At 50.2% G+C, this 18,425-nt stretch carries 16 protein-coding genes; 10 read left to right on the top strand and 6 right to left on the bottom strand.

The genetic code is table 11. From position 1 onward, the window contains the following. Position 1: 1 nt before the first annotated feature. Together mscL and G465_RS0105825 are read right to left on the bottom strand one after the other, a co-directional pair. Positions 2–433, bottom strand: a complete 432-nt coding sequence (gene mscL / locus G465_RS0105830) for a large-conductance mechanosensitive channel protein MscL (protein ID WP_022653540.1) — start codon at positions 431–433, stop codon at positions 2–4. Positions 434–500: 67 nt separating this feature from the next. Then, positions 501–3,314 carry a valine--tRNA ligase gene (locus G465_RS0105825; RefSeq protein WP_022653539.1) on the bottom strand — a complete coding sequence of 938 codons (2,814 nt, stop codon included), beginning with the start codon at positions 3,312–3,314 and terminating at the stop codon, positions 501–503. A 219-nt stretch (positions 3,315–3,533) separates the two neighbouring features. Between G465_RS0105825 and G465_RS0105820 the strand changes: the two genes are divergently transcribed. The 9 genes from G465_RS0105820 to G465_RS0105775 all read left to right on the top strand — a co-directional run bounded on the left by G465_RS0105820 (position 3,534) and on the right by G465_RS0105775 (position 11,608). Further along, positions 3,534–4,466 (top strand): TerC family protein, encoded by a 933-nt coding sequence (locus G465_RS0105820; RefSeq protein WP_022653538.1) that lies wholly within the window; start codon positions 3,534–3,536, stop codon positions 4,464–4,466. A gap of 100 nt (positions 4,467–4,566) precedes the next feature. Further along, positions 4,567–5,886 (top strand): TRZ/ATZ family hydrolase, encoded by a 1,320-nt coding sequence (locus G465_RS0105815; RefSeq protein WP_022653537.1) that lies wholly within the window; start codon positions 4,567–4,569, stop codon positions 5,884–5,886. A gap of 18 nt (positions 5,887–5,904) precedes the next feature. Further along, positions 5,905–6,624, top strand: a complete 720-nt coding sequence (gene ubiG / locus G465_RS0105810; protein WP_022653536.1) for a bifunctional 2-polyprenyl-6-hydroxyphenol methylase/3-demethylubiquinol 3-O-methyltransferase UbiG — start codon at positions 5,905–5,907, stop codon at positions 6,622–6,624. 224 nt (positions 6,625–6,848) lie between these two features. Then, positions 6,849–7,202 carry an RpnC/YadD family protein gene (locus G465_RS0105805; protein ID WP_155846500.1) on the top strand — a complete coding sequence of 118 codons (354 nt, stop codon included), beginning with the start codon at positions 6,849–6,851 and terminating at the stop codon, positions 7,200–7,202. 209 nt (positions 7,203–7,411) lie between these two features. Next, positions 7,412–8,401 carry an endolytic transglycosylase MltG gene (gene mltG / locus G465_RS0105795; protein ID WP_022653533.1) on the top strand — a complete coding sequence of 330 codons (990 nt, stop codon included), beginning with the start codon at positions 7,412–7,414 and terminating at the stop codon, positions 8,399–8,401. Between the two features lie 2 nt (positions 8,402–8,403). After that, entirely contained in the window at positions 8,404–9,054 is a 651-nt protein-coding gene (gene tmk, locus G465_RS0105790; RefSeq protein WP_022653532.1) for a dTMP kinase, read from the top strand. After that, positions 9,051–10,037 (top strand): DNA polymerase III subunit delta', encoded by a 987-nt coding sequence (gene holB / locus G465_RS0105785; RefSeq protein ID WP_022653531.1) that lies wholly within the window; start codon positions 9,051–9,053, stop codon positions 10,035–10,037. The genes tmk and holB overlap by 4 nt, the downstream gene beginning before the upstream one ends. Before the next feature lie 6 nt (positions 10,038–10,043). Beyond that, positions 10,044–10,829: a TatD family hydrolase gene (locus G465_RS0105780; protein ID WP_022653530.1), complete on the top strand. Its 786-nt coding sequence runs from the start codon at positions 10,044–10,046 to the stop codon at positions 10,827–10,829. After that, positions 10,811–11,608: an MBL fold metallo-hydrolase gene (locus G465_RS0105775; RefSeq protein WP_022653529.1), complete on the top strand. Its 798-nt coding sequence runs from the start codon at positions 10,811–10,813 to the stop codon at positions 11,606–11,608. Before G465_RS0105780 ends, G465_RS0105775 begins: the two co-directional genes overlap by 19 nt. Positions 11,609–11,666: 58 nt before the next feature. Here G465_RS0105775 and sodB read toward each other — a convergent pair whose 3' ends face one another. The 4 genes from sodB to G465_RS0105755 all read right to left on the bottom strand — a co-directional run bounded on the left by sodB (position 11,667) and on the right by G465_RS0105755 (position 17,232). Further along, positions 11,667–12,248 (bottom strand): superoxide dismutase [Fe], encoded by a 582-nt coding sequence (gene sodB, locus G465_RS0105770; protein ID WP_022653528.1) that lies wholly within the window; start codon positions 12,246–12,248, stop codon positions 11,667–11,669. Between the two features lie 126 nt (positions 12,249–12,374). Then, on the bottom strand, positions 12,375–15,452 hold the full coding sequence (locus G465_RS0105765; RefSeq protein ID WP_022653527.1) for an efflux RND transporter permease subunit: 3,078 nt from the start codon (positions 15,450–15,452) through the stop codon (positions 12,375–12,377). After that, positions 15,449–16,585, bottom strand: coding sequence for an efflux RND transporter periplasmic adaptor subunit (locus G465_RS13695; RefSeq protein ID WP_022653526.1), 1,137 nt, complete (start codon positions 16,583–16,585; stop codon positions 15,449–15,451). The genes G465_RS0105765 and G465_RS13695 overlap by 4 nt, the downstream gene beginning before the upstream one ends. After that, positions 16,582–17,232 carry a TetR/AcrR family transcriptional regulator gene (locus tag G465_RS0105755; protein WP_022653525.1) on the bottom strand — a complete coding sequence of 217 codons (651 nt, stop codon included), beginning with the start codon at positions 17,230–17,232 and terminating at the stop codon, positions 16,582–16,584. Before G465_RS0105755 ends, G465_RS13695 begins: the two co-directional genes overlap by 4 nt. Before the next feature lie 801 nt (positions 17,233–18,033). On the opposite strand from G465_RS0105755, the gene G465_RS13690 reads away from it, so the two are divergent. After that, the coding region (locus G465_RS13690) for a DUF4347 domain-containing protein (RefSeq protein WP_040399212.1) at positions 18,034–18,425 on the top strand (392 nt) is incomplete at its 3' end.

Here is an 18,425-nt window from a genome sequence, read left to right as displayed (position 1 = left end):
CTTACTTCTCCTTGTTGGATGATTTTTGCTCTGCCTGTTGTCGCAATAGATCGCGAATTTCACTCAATAACGCTTGCTCTGGACTCGGAGCCGGTGGGGCAGCGGGCGGAGGGGTTTCCTTTTTCTTTAAGGTATTGACTGCTTTCAGCCCCAGAAAAATCGCCGACGCCACAATCAGAAAATCAATGATGGTTTGAATGAATTTGCCATAGGCAATCACCACCGCCGGCTGATCGCCACTCGCCGCCTGTAGCGTGATGGCTAAAGCGGAAAAATTCACGCCACCTAACAATAAACCAAGCGGCGGTGTCATCACATCTGCCACCAGTGAGGACACAATTTTGCCAAATGCCGCACCGATAATGACCCCCACCGCCATATCAATCACATTGCCACGTGCAGCAAAAGTTTTAAATTCTTGAAGTAAACGCATGTTTTAGACACTCCTCAATAAAAAACCCGTCCCGAGAACAGGACGGGTTGAACCTAAAGCGATGGCATTAAGCCAATTTAGCCAATTGGCCTTGCAGTTTTTCTAACTTGTCGCTGAATTCAGCCAACTGATTGCGGTCGCGCTCAACCAGATGCGCTGGAGCACGGGCGGTATAGGCTTCATTGCCTAATTTACCAGCCAATTTAGCGACTTCCGCTTCTAGTTTGCTGATTTCCTTTTTCAAGCGCGCACTTTCCGCCGCCTTGTCGATTTCCACTTTCAGCATCAAACGCATGTCGCCACTGATAGCCACTGGCGCATCGTCTTCGGGCAAGGCCTCAACTAGCTTAGTCTCGGACAAACGACCTAACAGCGCGATGTATGGCAAGAATACCGCTGCCTCTGGCCCTGCTTCGACCCACAACGGCGCTTTCACTGCTGGCCCCAAGCCCATTTCACCACGCAAATTACGCACCGCATTGACCATGTCTTTCAATGCAGCCATCTGAGCATTGGCGGTTGGGTTAATTTTTTCGGGTGCAGCAACCGGCCATTTTGCCAACATAATCGAATCGCTGTGTTTGGCATTGGCGAGGGGTGCCACGGCTTGCCACAGTTCTTCGGTGATAAATGGCATCAGCGGATGGGTAAGGCGCAACGCCACTTCTAACACCCGCACTAAAGTACGGCGGGTTGCGCGTTGTTGTGCTTCATCACCATTTTGCAACTGTACTTTGGCAAGTTCGACATACCAATCGCAGTATTCATTCCAGATGAATTCATACAAGGTTTGTGCGGCAAGGTCGAAACGATATTGGTCGAGCGCCTCGCCCACTTCGGCCTCGGCCTGTTGCAAGCGGCCAATCATCCATTGATCGACAAAGCTAAAGGTCAACGGCAACGATTCATCTTGACCACAATCTTTGCCTTCCACATTCATCAACACAAAACGGGTTGCGTTCCACAGTTTGTTGCAGAAATTGCGATAGCCCTCGGCACGTTTGAAATCAAAATTGACCGAACGGCCCAAAGTGGCATAACTAGCCATGGTAAAGCGCAGCGCATCGGTGCCATAAGCTGGAATCCCCTCGGGGAACAGCTTTTCTGTTGCCTTGGCAATTTGTGGTGCTTTTTCTGGCCGGCGCAAACCGGTGGTGCGTTTTTCTACCAGTGGTTCGAGTGCAATACCATCAATCAAATCCACAGGGTCAATGACATTACCCTCGGATTTGGACATTTTTTTGCCTTCATGGTCGCGTACCATGCCGTGAATATACACATCACGGAACGGCACTTTGCCAGTGAAGTGGGTGGTCATCATAATCATCCGCGCCACCCAGAAGAAAATGATTTCATAGCCGGTTACCAACACGCTGGACGGCACAAAGGCTTCCAGTTCTGGTGTTTGTTCTGGCCAGCCCATGGTGGAGAACGGCACTAAAGCCGAGCTAAACCAAGTGTCTAATACATCATCATCACGATGCAGGGTTTTGCCGCCGGCTTGGGCCTGTGCTTCGGCTTCTGTGCGCGCAACATAGACACGGCCTTCGTCATCATACCAAGCTGGGATTTGATGGCCCCACCACAATTGGCGTGAAATACACCAATCTTGGATATTGTTCATCCACTGGTTATAGGTGTTGACCCAATTTTCGGGGATAAACCGGACTTCACCCGATTCAACTGCATCAATCGCTTTTTGTGTGATCGATTTACCGGTTAGATCTTGCTCACTCACCTTGGTCATGGCGACAAACCATTGATCGGTCAACAATGGTTCAATCACCGAACCGGTACGATCACCACGCGGCACCATCAATTTATGGGGTTTCACTTCCAGCAACAAACCAGCGGCATCCAAATCCGCTACGATTTTCTTGCGTGCTTCGCTGGTGGTTAAACCCGCATAGGCAGGCGGCAGTGCAATATTGCCTTGTGCCGCACCTTCGAAGCTAAAGACTTGTGCTTGCGGCAAAATAGTTGCCTCAAGCGACATCACATTGATGAGCTGGGTGTGATGACGCTTACCCACTTGATAGTCGTTAAAATCATGTGCGGGGGTGATTTTGACACAACCGGTACCAAAAGCCGCATCAACATACTCATCAGCAATCACCGGAATTTGACGTCCGGTCAGCGGAAGTTGCAGTTGTTGGCCGATCAGATGGGTGTAGCGTTCATCGCTTGGATTGACCGCAACCGCGACATCACCCAATAAAGTTTCGGGGCGGGTCGTGGCCACCACCACCGCTTCATCACTGCCCACCACTGGATAACGAATGTGCCACATCGAACCATCTTCTTCGACCGATTCGACTTCTAAATCCGACACCGCTGTGCCCAGTTTGGGGTCCCAATTCACCAATCGCTTGCCGCGATAAATCAGCCCTTGTTCAAACAAACGCACAAACACTTCATTCACAGTACCAGCACGCACTTCATCCATGGTGAAGTATTCACGTTGCCAATCAACCGAACACCCCATGCGCCGCATTTGTTGTGTGATGGTACCGCCGGAAACGTGTTTCCACTCCCACACTTTGTCGATAAAGGCTTGCCGCCCCAAATCATGACGGCTCACCCCTTTTTCACCCAGCTGGCGTTCCACCACAATTTGGGTGGCAATCCCTGCGTGGTCTGTGCCCGGTACCCACAGGGTGTTATGCCCTTTCATTCGATAGTAACGGGTCAGGCCGTCCATAATCGTTTGGTTAAAGGCATGGCCCATGTGTAGCGTACCAGTCACATTAGGCGGCGGCAGTTGGATACAAAAAGCCGGCGAGCCCGATTGCATGTGGGGCTGGAAATAGCCCGCTTGTTCCCACTCGGGGTACCAACGGCGTTCAATATCGGCAGGTTCAAAACTTTTTGCGAGATTCATGATGGTGCGGTGCAGTAAAATAGAAAAGTCTTGCGATTATAACGAAAACCGGTGGTCTCGCATGATTGTGCGTGTACGACTGTTGAGGTGGGATTGAAAAAAGTTTGATCTACCCAACATGACAGCGTCCCCGTTTGCGGGGATGTATTTATTGACTTCGCTTTTTTAAAAGAAGGAAATCCCGTGATCTCCGCTCCAATTTCCGTCGGCACGCCCGCCATGTATGTCGGCTTTTTTGCCGCCGTTGTGGTGATGATTGCCATCGATATGTTTGCCTTAAACAAGGCTGGCAACCACAAAGTCAGTGTCAAAGAGGCCCTGTCATGGACTGTGGTTTGGGTCACTGTTGCCATGCTGTTCAATGGCTGGCTGTGGTGGCACCTTGCCAGCGATCCTAACATTGGCCGAGACATTGCCAACCACAAAGCATTGGAATTTCTCACTGGCTATGTGTTAGAAAAATCATTGGCAGTGGACAATATCTTTGTCTTCCTGATGATTTTTAGCTTTTTCAAAGTTCCACCGGAATATCAACGTCGAGTCTTGGTGTATGGCGTGTTGGGGGCGGTGATTATGCGCGCCATCATGATCTCGATTGGCGCCGTGTTGGTGCAAGAATTCCATTGGATTTTGTATATTTTCGGGGCGTTCTTAGTCTTTACTGGCTTGAAAATGATGATGCCAGAAAAAGAAAGCGATGATGATTTAGCCAACAATCCATTGCTGAAATGGTTGCGCGGTCATATCCGTGTGACACCAGAATTTCACCAAGAGAAGTTCTTTATTCGTGACTCTAGCGGCTGGATAGCAACACCGATGTTATTGGTGTTGATCATGATTGAGTTCTCGGACTTGATTTTTGCTGTCGATAGCATCCCCGCTATTTTCGCCGTGACCACCGACCCGTTTATTGTGATGACCTCGAATATCTTCGCTATCTTGGGTCTGCGTGCGATGTATTTCTTGTTGGCCGATGTTGCCGATCGTTTCCACTTGTTGAAATATGGTCTGGCTGCCGTATTGACCTTTATCGGTGCGAAAATGCTGATGGTGGAATTTTATAAAATGCCAATCGCTGTTTCGCTCGGTGTAGTGTTCTTCTTCTTGACTGCTTCGGTGGTAGCTTCGTTAATCGTAGCGAAAAAGGATTAATCACGCCCTCGGTGCCCACCTCACCAGTGGTGGGGTGGGGCAGCGAATCCATCCGCGTATCGCTGCCCGATTTTTTCAAAACTGATTTGTGGAGATTTGAGTGTCAACTGCAACCGCAACAACCTTAATTGACGCCCGTTGGATCATTCCTGTGGTACCAGAAGGCGTGGTACTTGAAAACCATAGCATTGCCTTGGATGGAGAAAAAATCCTCGCCATTATTCCACCAGAAGCACGCCAACAGTGGCAGGCAGAGGAAGTGATTTCATTGGGTGAGCATGTGCTGATGCCGGGGTTGGTCAATCTTCATGGTCACTCGGCTATGACCTTATTACGCGGTGTGGCGGATGATTTGCCGTTAATGGATTGGCTGCAAAATCACATTTGGCCAGCCGAAGGCCGCTTGATGTGTGATGAGTTTGTCTATGATGGCAGTGTGCTGGGGATGGCAGAAATGCTGCGCTCGGGCACCACCACGATTAACGATATGTACTTTTTCCACGGTGCAGTGGCGCGGGCAGGTTTAACCACCGGCATGAGAACCGTTGTCGGCTGTACTGTGATTGAATTCCCCACGGCTTATGCCAGCACTGCCGCTGAACATCTCAGCAAAGCGTTAGCTGAACGCAGCGAGTTTGTTGGAGAAAAACTGGTTAGCTTTGCCCTCGCGCCGCATGCCCCCTACAGCGTCAGTGATGCCACTTTCCACGAGGTGTTAGCAGTAGCAGAGAAAGAGGATATGTTGATTCATTGTCATATCCAAGAAACACAGGGCGAAGTAGAAACCAGCCTCAAAGAACATCAACAACGACCACTGGCACGCTTACATCGATTGGGTCTGTTATCGTCGCGCTTGATCGCCGCCCACATGGTGGCAGCCGATGAGGCTGATATTACGCTGGCAGCACAATGCGGCATCAGCATTGCCCACAACCCAACCTCGAATATGAAACTGGCTTCTGGCATTGCTCCCATCAGCCGCTACTTGGCCGCCGGTATCAATGTCGGCATCGGGACAGATGGCTCGGCATCGAACAATAAGCTCGACATGCTGGCTGAAACTCGCATGGCCGCTTTATTAGCCAAAGTCGGCACGCTTGATCCAACCGTAGTTCCGGCGGCAACCGCGTTGCGGATGGCGACATTGAATGGAGCACAAGCACTCGGAATGGCCGATAAAATTGGCAGCTTAGAAATCGGGAAATGTGCAGATATGATTGCAATTAACCTGAATGCCGTCGAAACCGCGCCCGCTTTCGATCCTATTTCGCATGTGGTGTATGCCGCTGGTCGTGAACAAGTTGAACATGTGTGGGTCAATGGTCGTCACGTGTTGAAACAACGCCAACTTGCCACGATCGACCATGCCGCATGGTTACAGCGTGCTGCAGAATGGCGACACAAGGTAGTTGGCGCGTAAATTGCGAAAGGATGGGATATGTCAAATCAAGAAACACAGACTGCCAATGTGGATCCACTCGAGCTAGATAAATTTAGCCAAGTGGCACATCGTTGGTGGGACACCGAAAGCGAATTTAAACCGCTACATGAGATCAATCCACTGCGTTTGTCGTTTATCCAAAAACACTGCGAATTGCAGGGCGCTAAGGTGCTGGATGTGGGATGCGGTGGCGGTATTTTGTCGGAAGGTTTAGCCAAAGCAGGTGCTGATGTAACGGGGATTGATCTGGCGAAAAAGTCGATTAAAGTCGCCAAACTACATGCCCTCGACCAAGGTTTAACCATCGATTATCAAGTCGTCGCGGTCGAAACCTTGGCAGAACAAGCCCCAGCCAGTTTTGACGTGGTAACCTGCTTGGAGATGTTAGAACACGTTCCCAATCCAGAGAGCGTGGTGCGTGCTTGCGCTAATCTGGTGAAGCCGGGCGGCATGGTATTTTTCTCGACCTTAAATCGCAATGCCAAAGCCTATTTACTGGCAGTGGTTGGGGCAGAGTATGTGTTGAGAATGTTACCGCGTGGCACCCATGAATATGCGCGGTTTATCAAACCATCGGAACTTGGCCGCATGGCTCGTACCGCCGGCCTCAACCTACAAGAAATGACCGGCCTCAGCTATCAACCATTAACCAGACAATATCAACTCGGTAGCGACACCGATGTGAACTATTTGATGGCGATGCGGCGTATGCAATAAGTCACTGGGGCGCACCGCAGTGCGCTCCAGTGACTTATGTAGCATAGTTTGTGCTCACCATTTTTAATTTGGTTGCTTCATGTGTGTTTTGGGTGGATGCACTACGTTTATCCACCCTACTATAATCATCTGTATTACTTTCCGTTTCTACCCCAACCATGCTGCCATTGCTCGACCCGAAGAATTGGGTCGATCTGTTTGAACATTGGCAGGAGCAACACATCATGACACAGCTGACACACACACCGGTGGTGACTGCACTACGCTCTTTAGAAACCCTCAGCCAAACCAAAGAAGAACAACTGCGCGCCATTGCACGGCAACGTGCCATTTGGGATTACAACACTGACATCATTACGGCTCGGGAAGAGGGGATAGAAGAAGGTATGCAAAAAGGCCTAGAAAAAGGTAAACAGGCCATGCAAGCCCTTCTCCGAACCTTGATCGAAGCGCGGTTTGGCCAGCCATTACCCGACTGGATATTATCACGGTTACGGACAGCGACATCAGAACAATTACAGCAATGGGGCATTTCGTTAGCGCAGGCACAGCGGTTGGAGGATATTTTTGAGGCCTGACCCCCACCCAGCCGCCCCCTGATTTCAGGGGGATGCTGGTTAAACCAAAGCACAGTGCTGTAAGCAGATAAGCCCAGCACGTCTACCGATGTGGAATGATGTTGAAATATTAACCCCATCGGGGCGCCGACTGTGGCGCCCCTTGCATTCCAAAAAAGCCCTCCCTCCGGTGTGCTATCATTCGCCGTCCGTTTTCCTCTTGCTTTTTCATGCGCAAATTTCTTTCTTTGCTGGTTATCCTGAGCTTATTGATGGCAACTTGGCTCACTTGGGTCACCTTTATCCCTCATACCCCTGCCTCTATGCCCTTGGTGGTCGATGTTCCAGCGGGTCAAAGCCTTTCACAAACAGCCGAACAATTTGCCCAACAAGATGCGATTAAAAGCGCGTGGGCGTTTCAAATTGTGGCGCGGTTGACGGGTTTGGATACCCGCATCAAAGCGGGGGATTATCGTCTGGTCAAAGCCACTTCAATGTGGGAGCTTTTTACTCGCTTAGAAAAGGGTGAGGCGGGCGAATACACCATCACCGCTTTTGAAGGCTGGACTTTCCGCCAATTTCGCCAAGCCTTAGCCAAACATCCTGCGCTTAAACATGACACAGCGGCCTTGTCCGACCGTGAGCTCCTGCAAAAATTAGGCAGTGAACATGACCATCCCGAAGGGTTATTTTTTCCTGACACCTATTTTTTCTTAAAAGGCACCAGTGAATTTGCTTTGCTGAAACGCGCCTATGACAAGATGCAACAGGAATTACAGCGAGCATGGGAAGTTCGCCAACCGAATTTGCCTTATAAAACGCCCTATGAATTACTCAAGATGGCCAGCATTATTGAAAAAGAAACTGGCCATGAAGAAGACCGCGCTCATGTGGCGGCGGTGTTTGTGAATCGTTTGAACATTGGTATGCGCTTGCAAACCGATCCCTCGGTGATTTACGGCGTTGGGGCGGCGTATAACGGCAAAATTACCAAACGGCATTTATTGACCGACACCCCGTACAACACCTACACCCGTGCCGGTTTAACCCCGACCCCGATTGCCTTGCCTGGCCGTGCGGCGTTAGAAGCAGCAGCGAATCCAGCACCAAGTCGAGCCTTGTACTTTGTGGCACGCGGTGATGGTACCTCGCAATTCTCAGAAACCTTAGACGAGCACAATGCAGCGGTGCGCAAATATATTCTTGGAAAAGGGGACTGACCATGCCTGTGCCAACTGTGCAACGTGGGCGTTTTTTGACTTTAGAGGGGATTGATGGCGCGGGAAAATCTACCCATGTGCCGTTTATCGCCGAGTATTTACAACAACAAGGCCTCACGGTCTGCCTGACCCGTGAACCAGGTGGGACAGTGTTAGGGGAACAACTGCGACAATTATTGCTCGACCCTGCTACCGAAGTCAGCCTGAAAACCGAGACTTTACTGATGTTTGCTGCACGGCAAGAACATCTGCAACAGCGGATTATGCCGGCCTTAGCGCGGGGAGAATGGGTGTTATGTGATCGCTTTACCGATTCGACCGTTGCTTTTCAAGGTGGGGGGCGTGGGGTGTCATTGGCAGCGATTGAGCAACTCGAACAGTGGGTTCACGCCGATTTGCAGCCAGATTTAACCTTCTTGTTTGATGTGCCGACTGACATTGCCCATGCCCGCCGGCAACACAGCGGTCAAGCCGCCGACCGTATTGAACGCGAAGCCGACAGTTTTCATCAACGTGTCCGCCAAGCGTATTTACAACGTGCTGCTGCTGCACCACAGCGTTTTCAGGTATTAGATGCCCGTTGTAGCGTAGCTGAGTTACAACAACAGATTGCCACATGCTTAACCGCCTTTATCAGCGAGGGTCAACCATGAGATTGTTGCCGTGGCAACAGGACAACTGGCAACAGCTGATGCGGCAATGGCAACAGCTACCCCATGCCCTGTTATTAACGGGGCCACATGGGATTGGTAAGGCCGCTTTTGCTGAACAATTAGCAGCGTCATTGCTGTGCGAACGCCCCCGTGACGATCATCTTCCCTGTGGTGCGTGTCAAAGCTGCCATTGGATGTTGCAAAACTCACACCCTGACTTTCGCGTTTTACGCGCCGATGAGGAAGAAGACAAAGACAAACCGCGTAAGCTGGCACAAATTAAAATCGAAGCCGTACGCGATTTGATTGATTTTGCTCACCTCTCCGCCCACCGCAGTGGGCGACGGGTGGTGATGATTGACCCTGCCGATGCCTTAAATATGGCGGCGGCCAATGCCCTGCTGAAAATTTTAGAAGAGCCTCCCGAGGGTGTGCATTTTCTGTTGTCTTCCGATCATCCCCATGCTTTGTTGCCGACATTACGCAGTCGTTGTCGGGTGTTTCCACTGTCGATGCCCGATTGGCAACAGGCGTTGCAATGGCTCGATCAACAAGGGGTGAAACAGGCGGATGCAGAATTGGCATTAGCCGGTGGTGCGCCGTTTGCGTTGGATGATGCCGAACTGGTGAAACAACGGGAAGTCTTGCTCAAGGTATTACTATCACCCTCGGTACTAGGCATTTTAGACGTGGCACAACAACTCGACCGTGCGCGGCTGCCGTTTGCCATCCCTTTGGCGTGGTTGGATAAATGGCTGCATGATTTAGCCGTGGTGCGTTATCAACGACCTGCGCGGTTTTATCCCAATTACACGGCTGCCTTACAGGGCTTGGCGGAACGCATCTCGCCGATTGCTCTGATGCAGTTTCACGATCAGCTGCAACAGCGTTTGCCGTTTGGTCAACACACTTTAAATCTGCGCTTGCAACTTGAGGCCATTTTATTGGCCTATGCAGCGTTATTCCCTTCTTTGTCTCATTAAGAAAATATGTTAATCGATTCACACTGCCATTTAGATTATCCCGAATTTACTAGCCGCATGGATGATGTCCGTGCCGCAATGCAACAGCAAGGGGTCAGTCATGCCCTGCTGATCAGCGTCAATTGTGATACCTACCCCTCTGTGCGGGCTTTGGCAGAAAGTTATGACAATTTTTGGGCCACCGTTGGCGTGCATCCTGACGTGAAAGACGCGCCAGATTTCAGTTTTGAAGAACTGTGCCACGAAGCGCAAGCGGCGAAAATTATTGGTATTGGGGAAACTGGTCTCGATTATCACTGGCACAAAGACCGCCCAGAGTGGCAACGTGAGCGTTTCCGGACACATATTCGCGCAGCGCGGGCAACAGGGCTGCCGTTGATTATTCATACCCGCGAATCAGCGGCGGACACCCTCGCTATTTTGCGAGAGGAACAGGCGGATGAAGCAGGGGGGGTGATGCACTGCTTCACCGAAAACTGGGAAACCGCCAAACAAGCCTTGGATTTGGGGTTTTATATTTCTTTTTCTGGCATAGTGACCTTCAAAAATGCCAAAATCGTGCAAGACGTTGCAAAACGGGTGCCATTAGATCGTTTATTGGTGGAAACCGACGCCCCTTATCTGGCACCGGTGCCGCATCGTGGAAAAGCCAACGAGCCTGCTTTTGTACGGCATGTGGCCGAGTTTATTGCCCAGTTGCGAGAAGTGCCATTAAGCGAAGTTGCCGAGGCTTCGACAGCAAACTTCTTCCGGCTGTTTAAGAAAGCCCAACCATGTCAGACCATGCCATAACCCTATCCTCCTTGGCTGGTGAGGCCATTATTCTTGGATCGGGTGCCAGCGCAGGGACGCCAGTGATCGGCTGTCCGTGTGCGGTATGCCACAGCCCCGATCCGCGCAACCGCCGTACCCGCGCATCGACTGTGGTGAAAATCGCCGGCCAAACCTTGCTGATTGATACCAGTCCGGATCTACGGTTACAAGCGTTGCGCGAAGGCATTCATCATCTCGATGCCGTGTTATACACCCATCCGCATGCCGATCATTTAAATGGCATCGATGACTTGCGCGCCTATTGTTTCCATTCACGGGCAGCGATTCCGGTATTTGGTAACCGGTTTACCATCGACAATATCTTGGAACGCTTTGGCTATGCCTGCCTGCCCCCGGGGAAATATTGGGATAAGCCGGTATTAACACCGCAGGCGGTTGATAACCCGTTTCAATTCCAAGGTTTGACGATTACCCCGATTCCACTGATTCATGGCCCGTGGGAGATTTTTGGCTGGCGGATTGGCAATTTTGCTTATCTGACAGACCTGAACCAACTGGCGGAAAGCAGTTTGGCGCTGTTGCAGGGATTGGATGTGTTGTTTCTCGATTGTTTGCGCGAAGAGCCTTATCCCTCGCATTTAGGATTTGGCCAAGCCCTAGAATTGGCAGCGGTGATTGGTGCGCGACAGACGGTATTGATTCACATGACCCATCAAATGGAATATCAAGACATGCTTGACCGCTGCCCCTCTGGGGTGGTACCCGGCTATGACGGGCTGCGGCTTGCCTTTGCCTAGTCCTCAACAACAAAAAACCCCGTTCGACACGGGGTTTTGCGAAGCGGCGGCGCTGAAATTAGGCAGCGAAGCGTTCGGCGACGGCGTTCCAGTTCACCAACTTCCAGAAACCTTCCAGATAGTTAGGACGGCTGTTGCGATAGTCGATGTAATAAGCGTGTTCCCACACATCACAGGTCAACAAAGCAGTTTTATCGCTGGTCAATGGGGTAGCGGCGTTGCTGGTCGAAACCAATTCTAACGAGCCATCAGCGGCTTTCACCAACCATGCCCAACCAGAACCGAAGGTTCCAGCGGCAACAGCGTTAAACGCTTTTTTGAATTCGTCGAACGAACCCCATTTAGCATTGATTGCCTCAGCCAATGCACCAGTCGGTTCTCCACCGGCGTTTGGTGCCAAGCTCAGCCAATAGAAAGTGTGGTTCCACACTTGTGCTGCGTTGTTGAAGATACCGCCGGAGGATTTTTTGACGATTTCTTCCAGAGTAGCATTTTCAAACTCGGTGCCTTTAATCAGGTTATTCAAGTTTGTGACATAAGTTTGATGATGTTTGCCGTAGTGAAACTCCAAGGTTTCTTTGGAGATATGCGGAGCCAAAGCATCGAGGGCATAGGGCAAAGTGGGCAGTGTGTGTTCCATGAAAAAACCTCTCGTTATGAAATAAAAAACATCAGTAACAGCCTGCGGCGGCTTACATGAGGGGGGCATGGCAAAAAGCAAGCCCCCGACTCAGGGAAGGAATAGCCGACTAAAATAGTACACCATTTACGCCGTAGCTGGGGGACGAATCTTAAACCATTGGGCATATAAGGCCGGCAGGAATAACAAAGTCAGTACCGTTGCCACCAACAAGCCCCCCATAATTGCTACTGCCATCGGCCCCCAGAAAATACTGCGTGTCAACGGCACCATCGCCAAAATCGCGGCGGCGGCAGTCAGCATAATCGGACGGAAACGGCGGATGGTGCTGCCTAAAATCGCCTCCCACGGATGAATGCCATCACGGATATCATGTTCGATCTGATCGACCAGAATCACCGAGTTACGCATAATCATCCCTGCCAACGCAATCACCCCTAACATCGCCACAAAACCAAACGGGGCATGGAAAAGAATCAAGGTCAAAGTGACGCCGATCATGCCCAAGGGGGCGGTGAGCAACACCAGCAAAGTGCGTTGGAAGCTTTGCAGCTGCAACATCAACAGCGTGACTACCACCAACAGCATTAACGGTTGTACGGCGGCAATCGCATCTTGTGATTTCTTACTGGCTTCCAGCGAACCGCCTAATTCAACACGGAATCCGGTGGGCAGTTCTTTTTCTAAAGCCTGCATTTTCGGCCACAGGTCAATCGACACATCTGCCGCTTGCACCCCCTCGGCAACATCTGCCCGCACGGTGATGGTGGGCATCCGATTGCGCCGCCAAATAATGCTTTCTTCAGATGCGTATTGCACGCTGGCAATTTGTGCCACGGGGATAAATTTGCCGGAGGCGGTTTGTACCATCAAAGCGCCGATTTGTTCGACCGCATGCCGTTCTCCCTCATCTAACCGCGCCACCACTTCAATACTGCGATCGTTTTCGCGTAATTCGGTAACGGCAGCGCCGGAAATCAACATATTGAGTTGCCGTGATAGCCCTTGGGTGGAGATACCAAGGCTGCGGGCGCGATCTTGGTCGATCTCTAACCGCAGGACTTTGATATTTTCACCCCAATCAATATTGACATGGCGGGTGCGCGGATCATCACGCATCATCGCTTCTACTTTCGCCGCACTGGCACGCAATTTAGCCACATCATCACCCGACACGCGGAACTGAACCGGATAGCCAACCGGCGGCCCATTTTCTAAGCGAATGACCCGCCCGCGTACCATCGGGAAATCGGTTTCAAAGAGCTGACTGATTTTGTCTTTGACCTGATCGCGTACTTCTTCATCACGCGTCATAATCATCAACTGTGCATAGTTTAGATGGGGTTGTTGTTGATCTAATGGCAGATAAAAACGTGGGCTGCCACCACCGACATAACTGGTCAACGACACAATCCGTTCATCACCAGCCAGCTTTTGTTCCAGCTTTTTCACTTCGGCTTCGGTGGCATGGAAAGTCGCGCCCTGCGGTAACCACATATCGACTAACAACTCCACCCGACTGGAGGCCGGAAAGAATTGCTGTTGCACAAACAATTTAAAGGCAACCAGTGAACCCACAAATGCCAAAAATGTAGCGGCAATCACAAACTTACGATGATGCAAACACCATGTTAAAACATGGCGGAAGCGTTGGTAAAACGGCTTGTGATAGACATCATCATGATGGCTGTCGGCGGCCACTTTATGCTCTTTCAACAGTTTGTAACCGATGAAAGGGGTAAACACCACCGCCACCACCCACGACAACACCAAGGCAATCGCCACCACAGCAAATAAGCTAAAGGTGTATTCGCCAGCATTCGATTTGGCTAAACCAACAGGTAAAAAGGTGGCAGCGGTAATCAAGGTACCGGTGAGCATGGGGAAAGCGGTACTGGTATAAGCAAAAGTGGCGGCGCGCAGTCGGTTCCAGCCTTGTTCTAACTTCAAGGCCATCATTTCAACCGCAATAATTGCATCATCCACCAGCAAGCCCAACGCGATAATCAACGAACCGAGTGAAATACGTTGTAATTCAATGCCAAAAATCCACATGGCGAGGAAGGTCATCGCCAACACCAAAGGAATCGACAATGCCACCACAATGCCGGTTTTCAGGCCAAGGCTAAATAAACTGACCGCCAACACGATGACCACCGCTTCAATCAACGAACGCATAAACTCATTGACGGAGGATTTCACCACCTTGGGCTGGTCGGAGACCGCATGAATTTCTACCCCAATCGGCATTTGTGCATGCAGTCGATCCACAAATTGATTCAGCTCTTTGCCTAAGCGAATAACATCACCGCCTTTTCGCATCGAGATGGCTAAACCCAAGGCTGGCTTACCATCAAAGCGCATGCGGAACCCCGGGGGATTGGCGAAATCACGCTCTACTTTGGCTAAATCGCCCAAGCGGAAGGTTCGATCACCCGCCTTAATCGGGGTGTTGCTAATTGTGGTGACCGAATCATATTCACCGCTTACCCGTACCGGGATTCGTTCACTGTCGGTTTGATATTCCCCTGCTGGATCGACGGCATTTTGTTCACGCAGTGCCGCCCAAACGGTTTGAATATCAATGCCCAATGCGGCAAGGCGCGCCGAATCGAGTTTGACGTAAATTTTTTCTTCTTGCTCGCCAACAATATCGACTTTTGCCACATCCTGAATCAGCAAGGCTTGTTGCCGTGCATAATCGATATAGCGTCGTAACTCTTCTTGGCTAAAACCATCGGCGGTAAAGGCATAGATATTGCCAAAGGTATCGCCAAACTCATCATTAAAAAAGGGGCCGCGTGCTTCGGCGGGTAGCTTACCTTCGGCTTTTAAATCCCCCAGTTTTTTACGTACCCGATACCACACATCGGATACTTCTTTCGCCCGTAGTTCCTCGCGCAAGCTAATCACCATTTGTGTTTCGCCGCTTTTGCTAAAGCTTTTGACGAAATCAATCTCGGCAATCTCTTGCAGCTTTTTTTCAACACGATCGGTCACTTGCCGTTCAACCTCTTCGGCACTGGCCCCGGGCCAAGTGACTTTGACCAACATCGCTTTAAAGGTGAATTCGGGGTCTTCTTTTTGTCCTAATTTGCCATACGCAAACACCCCCGCCACCATCAATACCACCATCAGGTATTGCACTAAAGCAGCATGGCGAATCGCCCACTCTGACAAATTGATGCCGGATTTTTTGTTCATGATGCGGCTTTCTCCGTCACCGGTTGCGGTGCCAGCAAGGCAGGTTTACCGGGGGCGGGGTTAGCATCCACCCGTGCCACCTTTTGACCTTCTCGTAATAAATGCACCCCTGCGGTGACGATTTCCTCCCCCGCTTGTAGTCCTTGGCTAATCCACACTTGCTGTTGTTCGAGCCGTTGCACTTGCACCGCACGTTTTTTAACAGTGAGGGTTTTGCCATCCAGCACCCAAACCGATTGTTGTTGTTTCTCTGCTAAAAGCGCAGTCAGTGGAATGGCAAAGGCGGTTTTGTCTGTGCTAGAAGAGACATGGGCAACGCTGGCACTCATGCCCAACGCAATTTCTTGATCGGGGTTAAGAATTTGGATACGGGCGCTATAGGTTCGGGCTTGTGGATCGGCTTGTGGCGCAAGTTCACGCAATTTGCCCTGATAAACCTTATCACGCGACCACAGCCGCACTTGAAATGCAGTGGCTTGCTTAAAATGGGCAAGGCGTGATTCGGGGATCGAGATTTTGACTTCTTTCTCACTGGGGATGGCTAACCGTGCCACGGCTTGCCCAGCTTGTACCACTTGCCCAGCCTCGGCATACACTTCGCTGATAATCCCTGCTTGTTCAGCACTGAGGCGGGTGTATTGTGTGCGGTTGCTGCTAACACCGAGATCTGCTTGTGCCTGCTTCACCTTTTCTCGTGCTACGTTGACGCCATTTTGACGGCGATCAAACTCGGCTTGGCTAATAAATTGCTGTTGCAGCAATTCGCGGTAACGATTGAGGTCGAGCTCTTGTTGCCGCAAATCACTTTCCGCCCCCGCCAATTGTGCGCGTTTTGCGCTGGCCTCTAAACCATAGTCACTCGGTTCGAGACGGGCGATGTCTTGTCCTGCTTGTACCTGCTGACCGACTTCCACTAAACGGGCGCTGATTTTTCCTGCCACACGGAAACTCAATGGAATTTCATAGCGGGCACGAATTTCTCCTGCATAGACTTGTAGAGATGCGGCCTGTGCATTGTGTAGCACTGTGGTACGAACAGGACGAATATCTTGATACTCAGAGGGTGTGGCATTGCAGGCAGCAAGCAAAACACTTCCTGCCAGCAGTGCATAGCGAAAATGACATGAGTTCATTGTGAGTTTCCAGAAGGCACTGGGGCCGATAAGCCGCGCAGCAGAATGTCGTACACCGCATCCAGATAATGCGGAAAATCCATCGGTTTAGCTTCGAAGTGGGCAAACGAATGTTGCCAAATCATGCCCATGATGACGGGAGCAATCATCACCTCAACAGCTTGGTTGATATTCAGTGAACGAAACTCCCCGCGTGCAATGCCATGAGCCAGTACATTGGCGACCAAGCGGCGGCCACGACAAATCACTTCTTCATAATAAAAGCGCGCCAGCTCAGGAAAATTCGACACCTCACCAATCATCAGCTTGGGTAAACCTGCCACCAAATCATTGTCACGAACCAGTGTGCCCCATTGCTGTAGCAAACGGCGCAGGAGTTCAGGCGCCGCACAGTCAGTGTCGTTTAGCACCTGCTCTAACTCCGCCACACGAGGCAAAAGCGTTTCACGAACCACTGCTTTGAGTAGTTCTTCTTTATTGGCGTAATACAGATACACCGTCCCTTTGGTGACACCGGCGTGTTTGGCGATGTCTTCCATACGAGTGGCGCTATAACCGTGTTTGACAAAGCATTCTAAAGCCGCCGCCAGAATTTCCTCCGGCCGTGCTTGTTTGCGCCGTGACCAACGTTGAGGGCAACAAAGCATAGATTATTACTGAATGGTTGTTCAGGAAGGTGTTGAAATGTACGCTGCTCGGTGATTGATGACAATAATTAAATGAACCAGTGTTCATTATATTAAATAATGAAGTTAAGACTTGGCCCGCGTCGCTGCCAAAAAATCGGGGGAAGTGAGGTGTGAATAGGGCGAGCCGATGGGTTCGCCCTTTGTTTTTATGTGGTGTTGCTGGAGAGGGAGGGCGTATTCGTCTCTAGCAAGATGTCATTTATATATGACTATGTCGATCTTTTAAGGTTGCCTTTCTCTTTCGACATCAAAAAACACGCAAATTCACAAAAACATATTCGTGTCAAGAAAAATTTTTTTCTTTTTTAGCCCCTGTTTAACGTCAATTTATGCCATTGACTTCAAAAATAATTCATTTCGCCTAGTTAACTCTCACGGAATCTGTATCATTTTTGGTCTTTTGAGAGTTAACTCGAATAGCATAATAGCTTTTTCCCTATATTTCACAGAAGACTGATATATCAAAATTCTATCTTATCCTTGCTTTGCTCAATATATTGTTGTTTTTGTTAAATAAATGAGGGGCAATTTTTGATCAATATCAAGTTGCTTTGCTTTTTTATTTTTATATCAAATGTCAACAATAGATTGTATTGATTTATGCTAACTCTCACTTCCCCCGTTTTGGTTGTGAGGAAAGACTTTTTTCTGGATTTTCAGTAAAAATACACAGTATGCAAAAACCGATTACCGCTTACTCAATTCGATTGAACATCAGCTCGGTGTTTTGCGCGTATTTGTGAATTTCTGGAGATCATCATGCTTGCCTCTCATCCGACTTCGTTGGCCTTTATCGATAGCAACCTGCCTGATATCAACACCCTCGTTTCCGGTTTGCCTGACCACATCGAATACCATCTTTTGCATCCTCAGCTTCCCGCTTTGCAACAGATGGCCGCGTTGTGTTCCGACCGTGTCGGTTTGTCGGCTTTGCATGTGATTTGTCATGGCGCACCTGGTGAGTTGCACTTGGGCAATGAAGTGATCGACCTTGCCGCGCTTTCTCGTTCGCGTGATGCGGTGCTCTCTTTGTCGAATGCAATGGCGGAGGAGGGTGAGATTCTGTTGTATGGCTGTGAAGTCGCCGCCGGAGCCGTAGGCCGTCGCTTTGTTGATACGCTGAGTTTAATGACAGGGCTTCATGTCGCTGC

Source organism: Aquaspirillum serpens DSM 68, assembly GCF_000420525.1.
In the GTDB taxonomy this organism is placed as follows: Bacteria; Pseudomonadota; Gammaproteobacteria; order Burkholderiales; family Aquaspirillaceae; genus Aquaspirillum; species Aquaspirillum serpens.
This window is presented reverse-complemented; position numbering and strand designations above follow the sequence as displayed.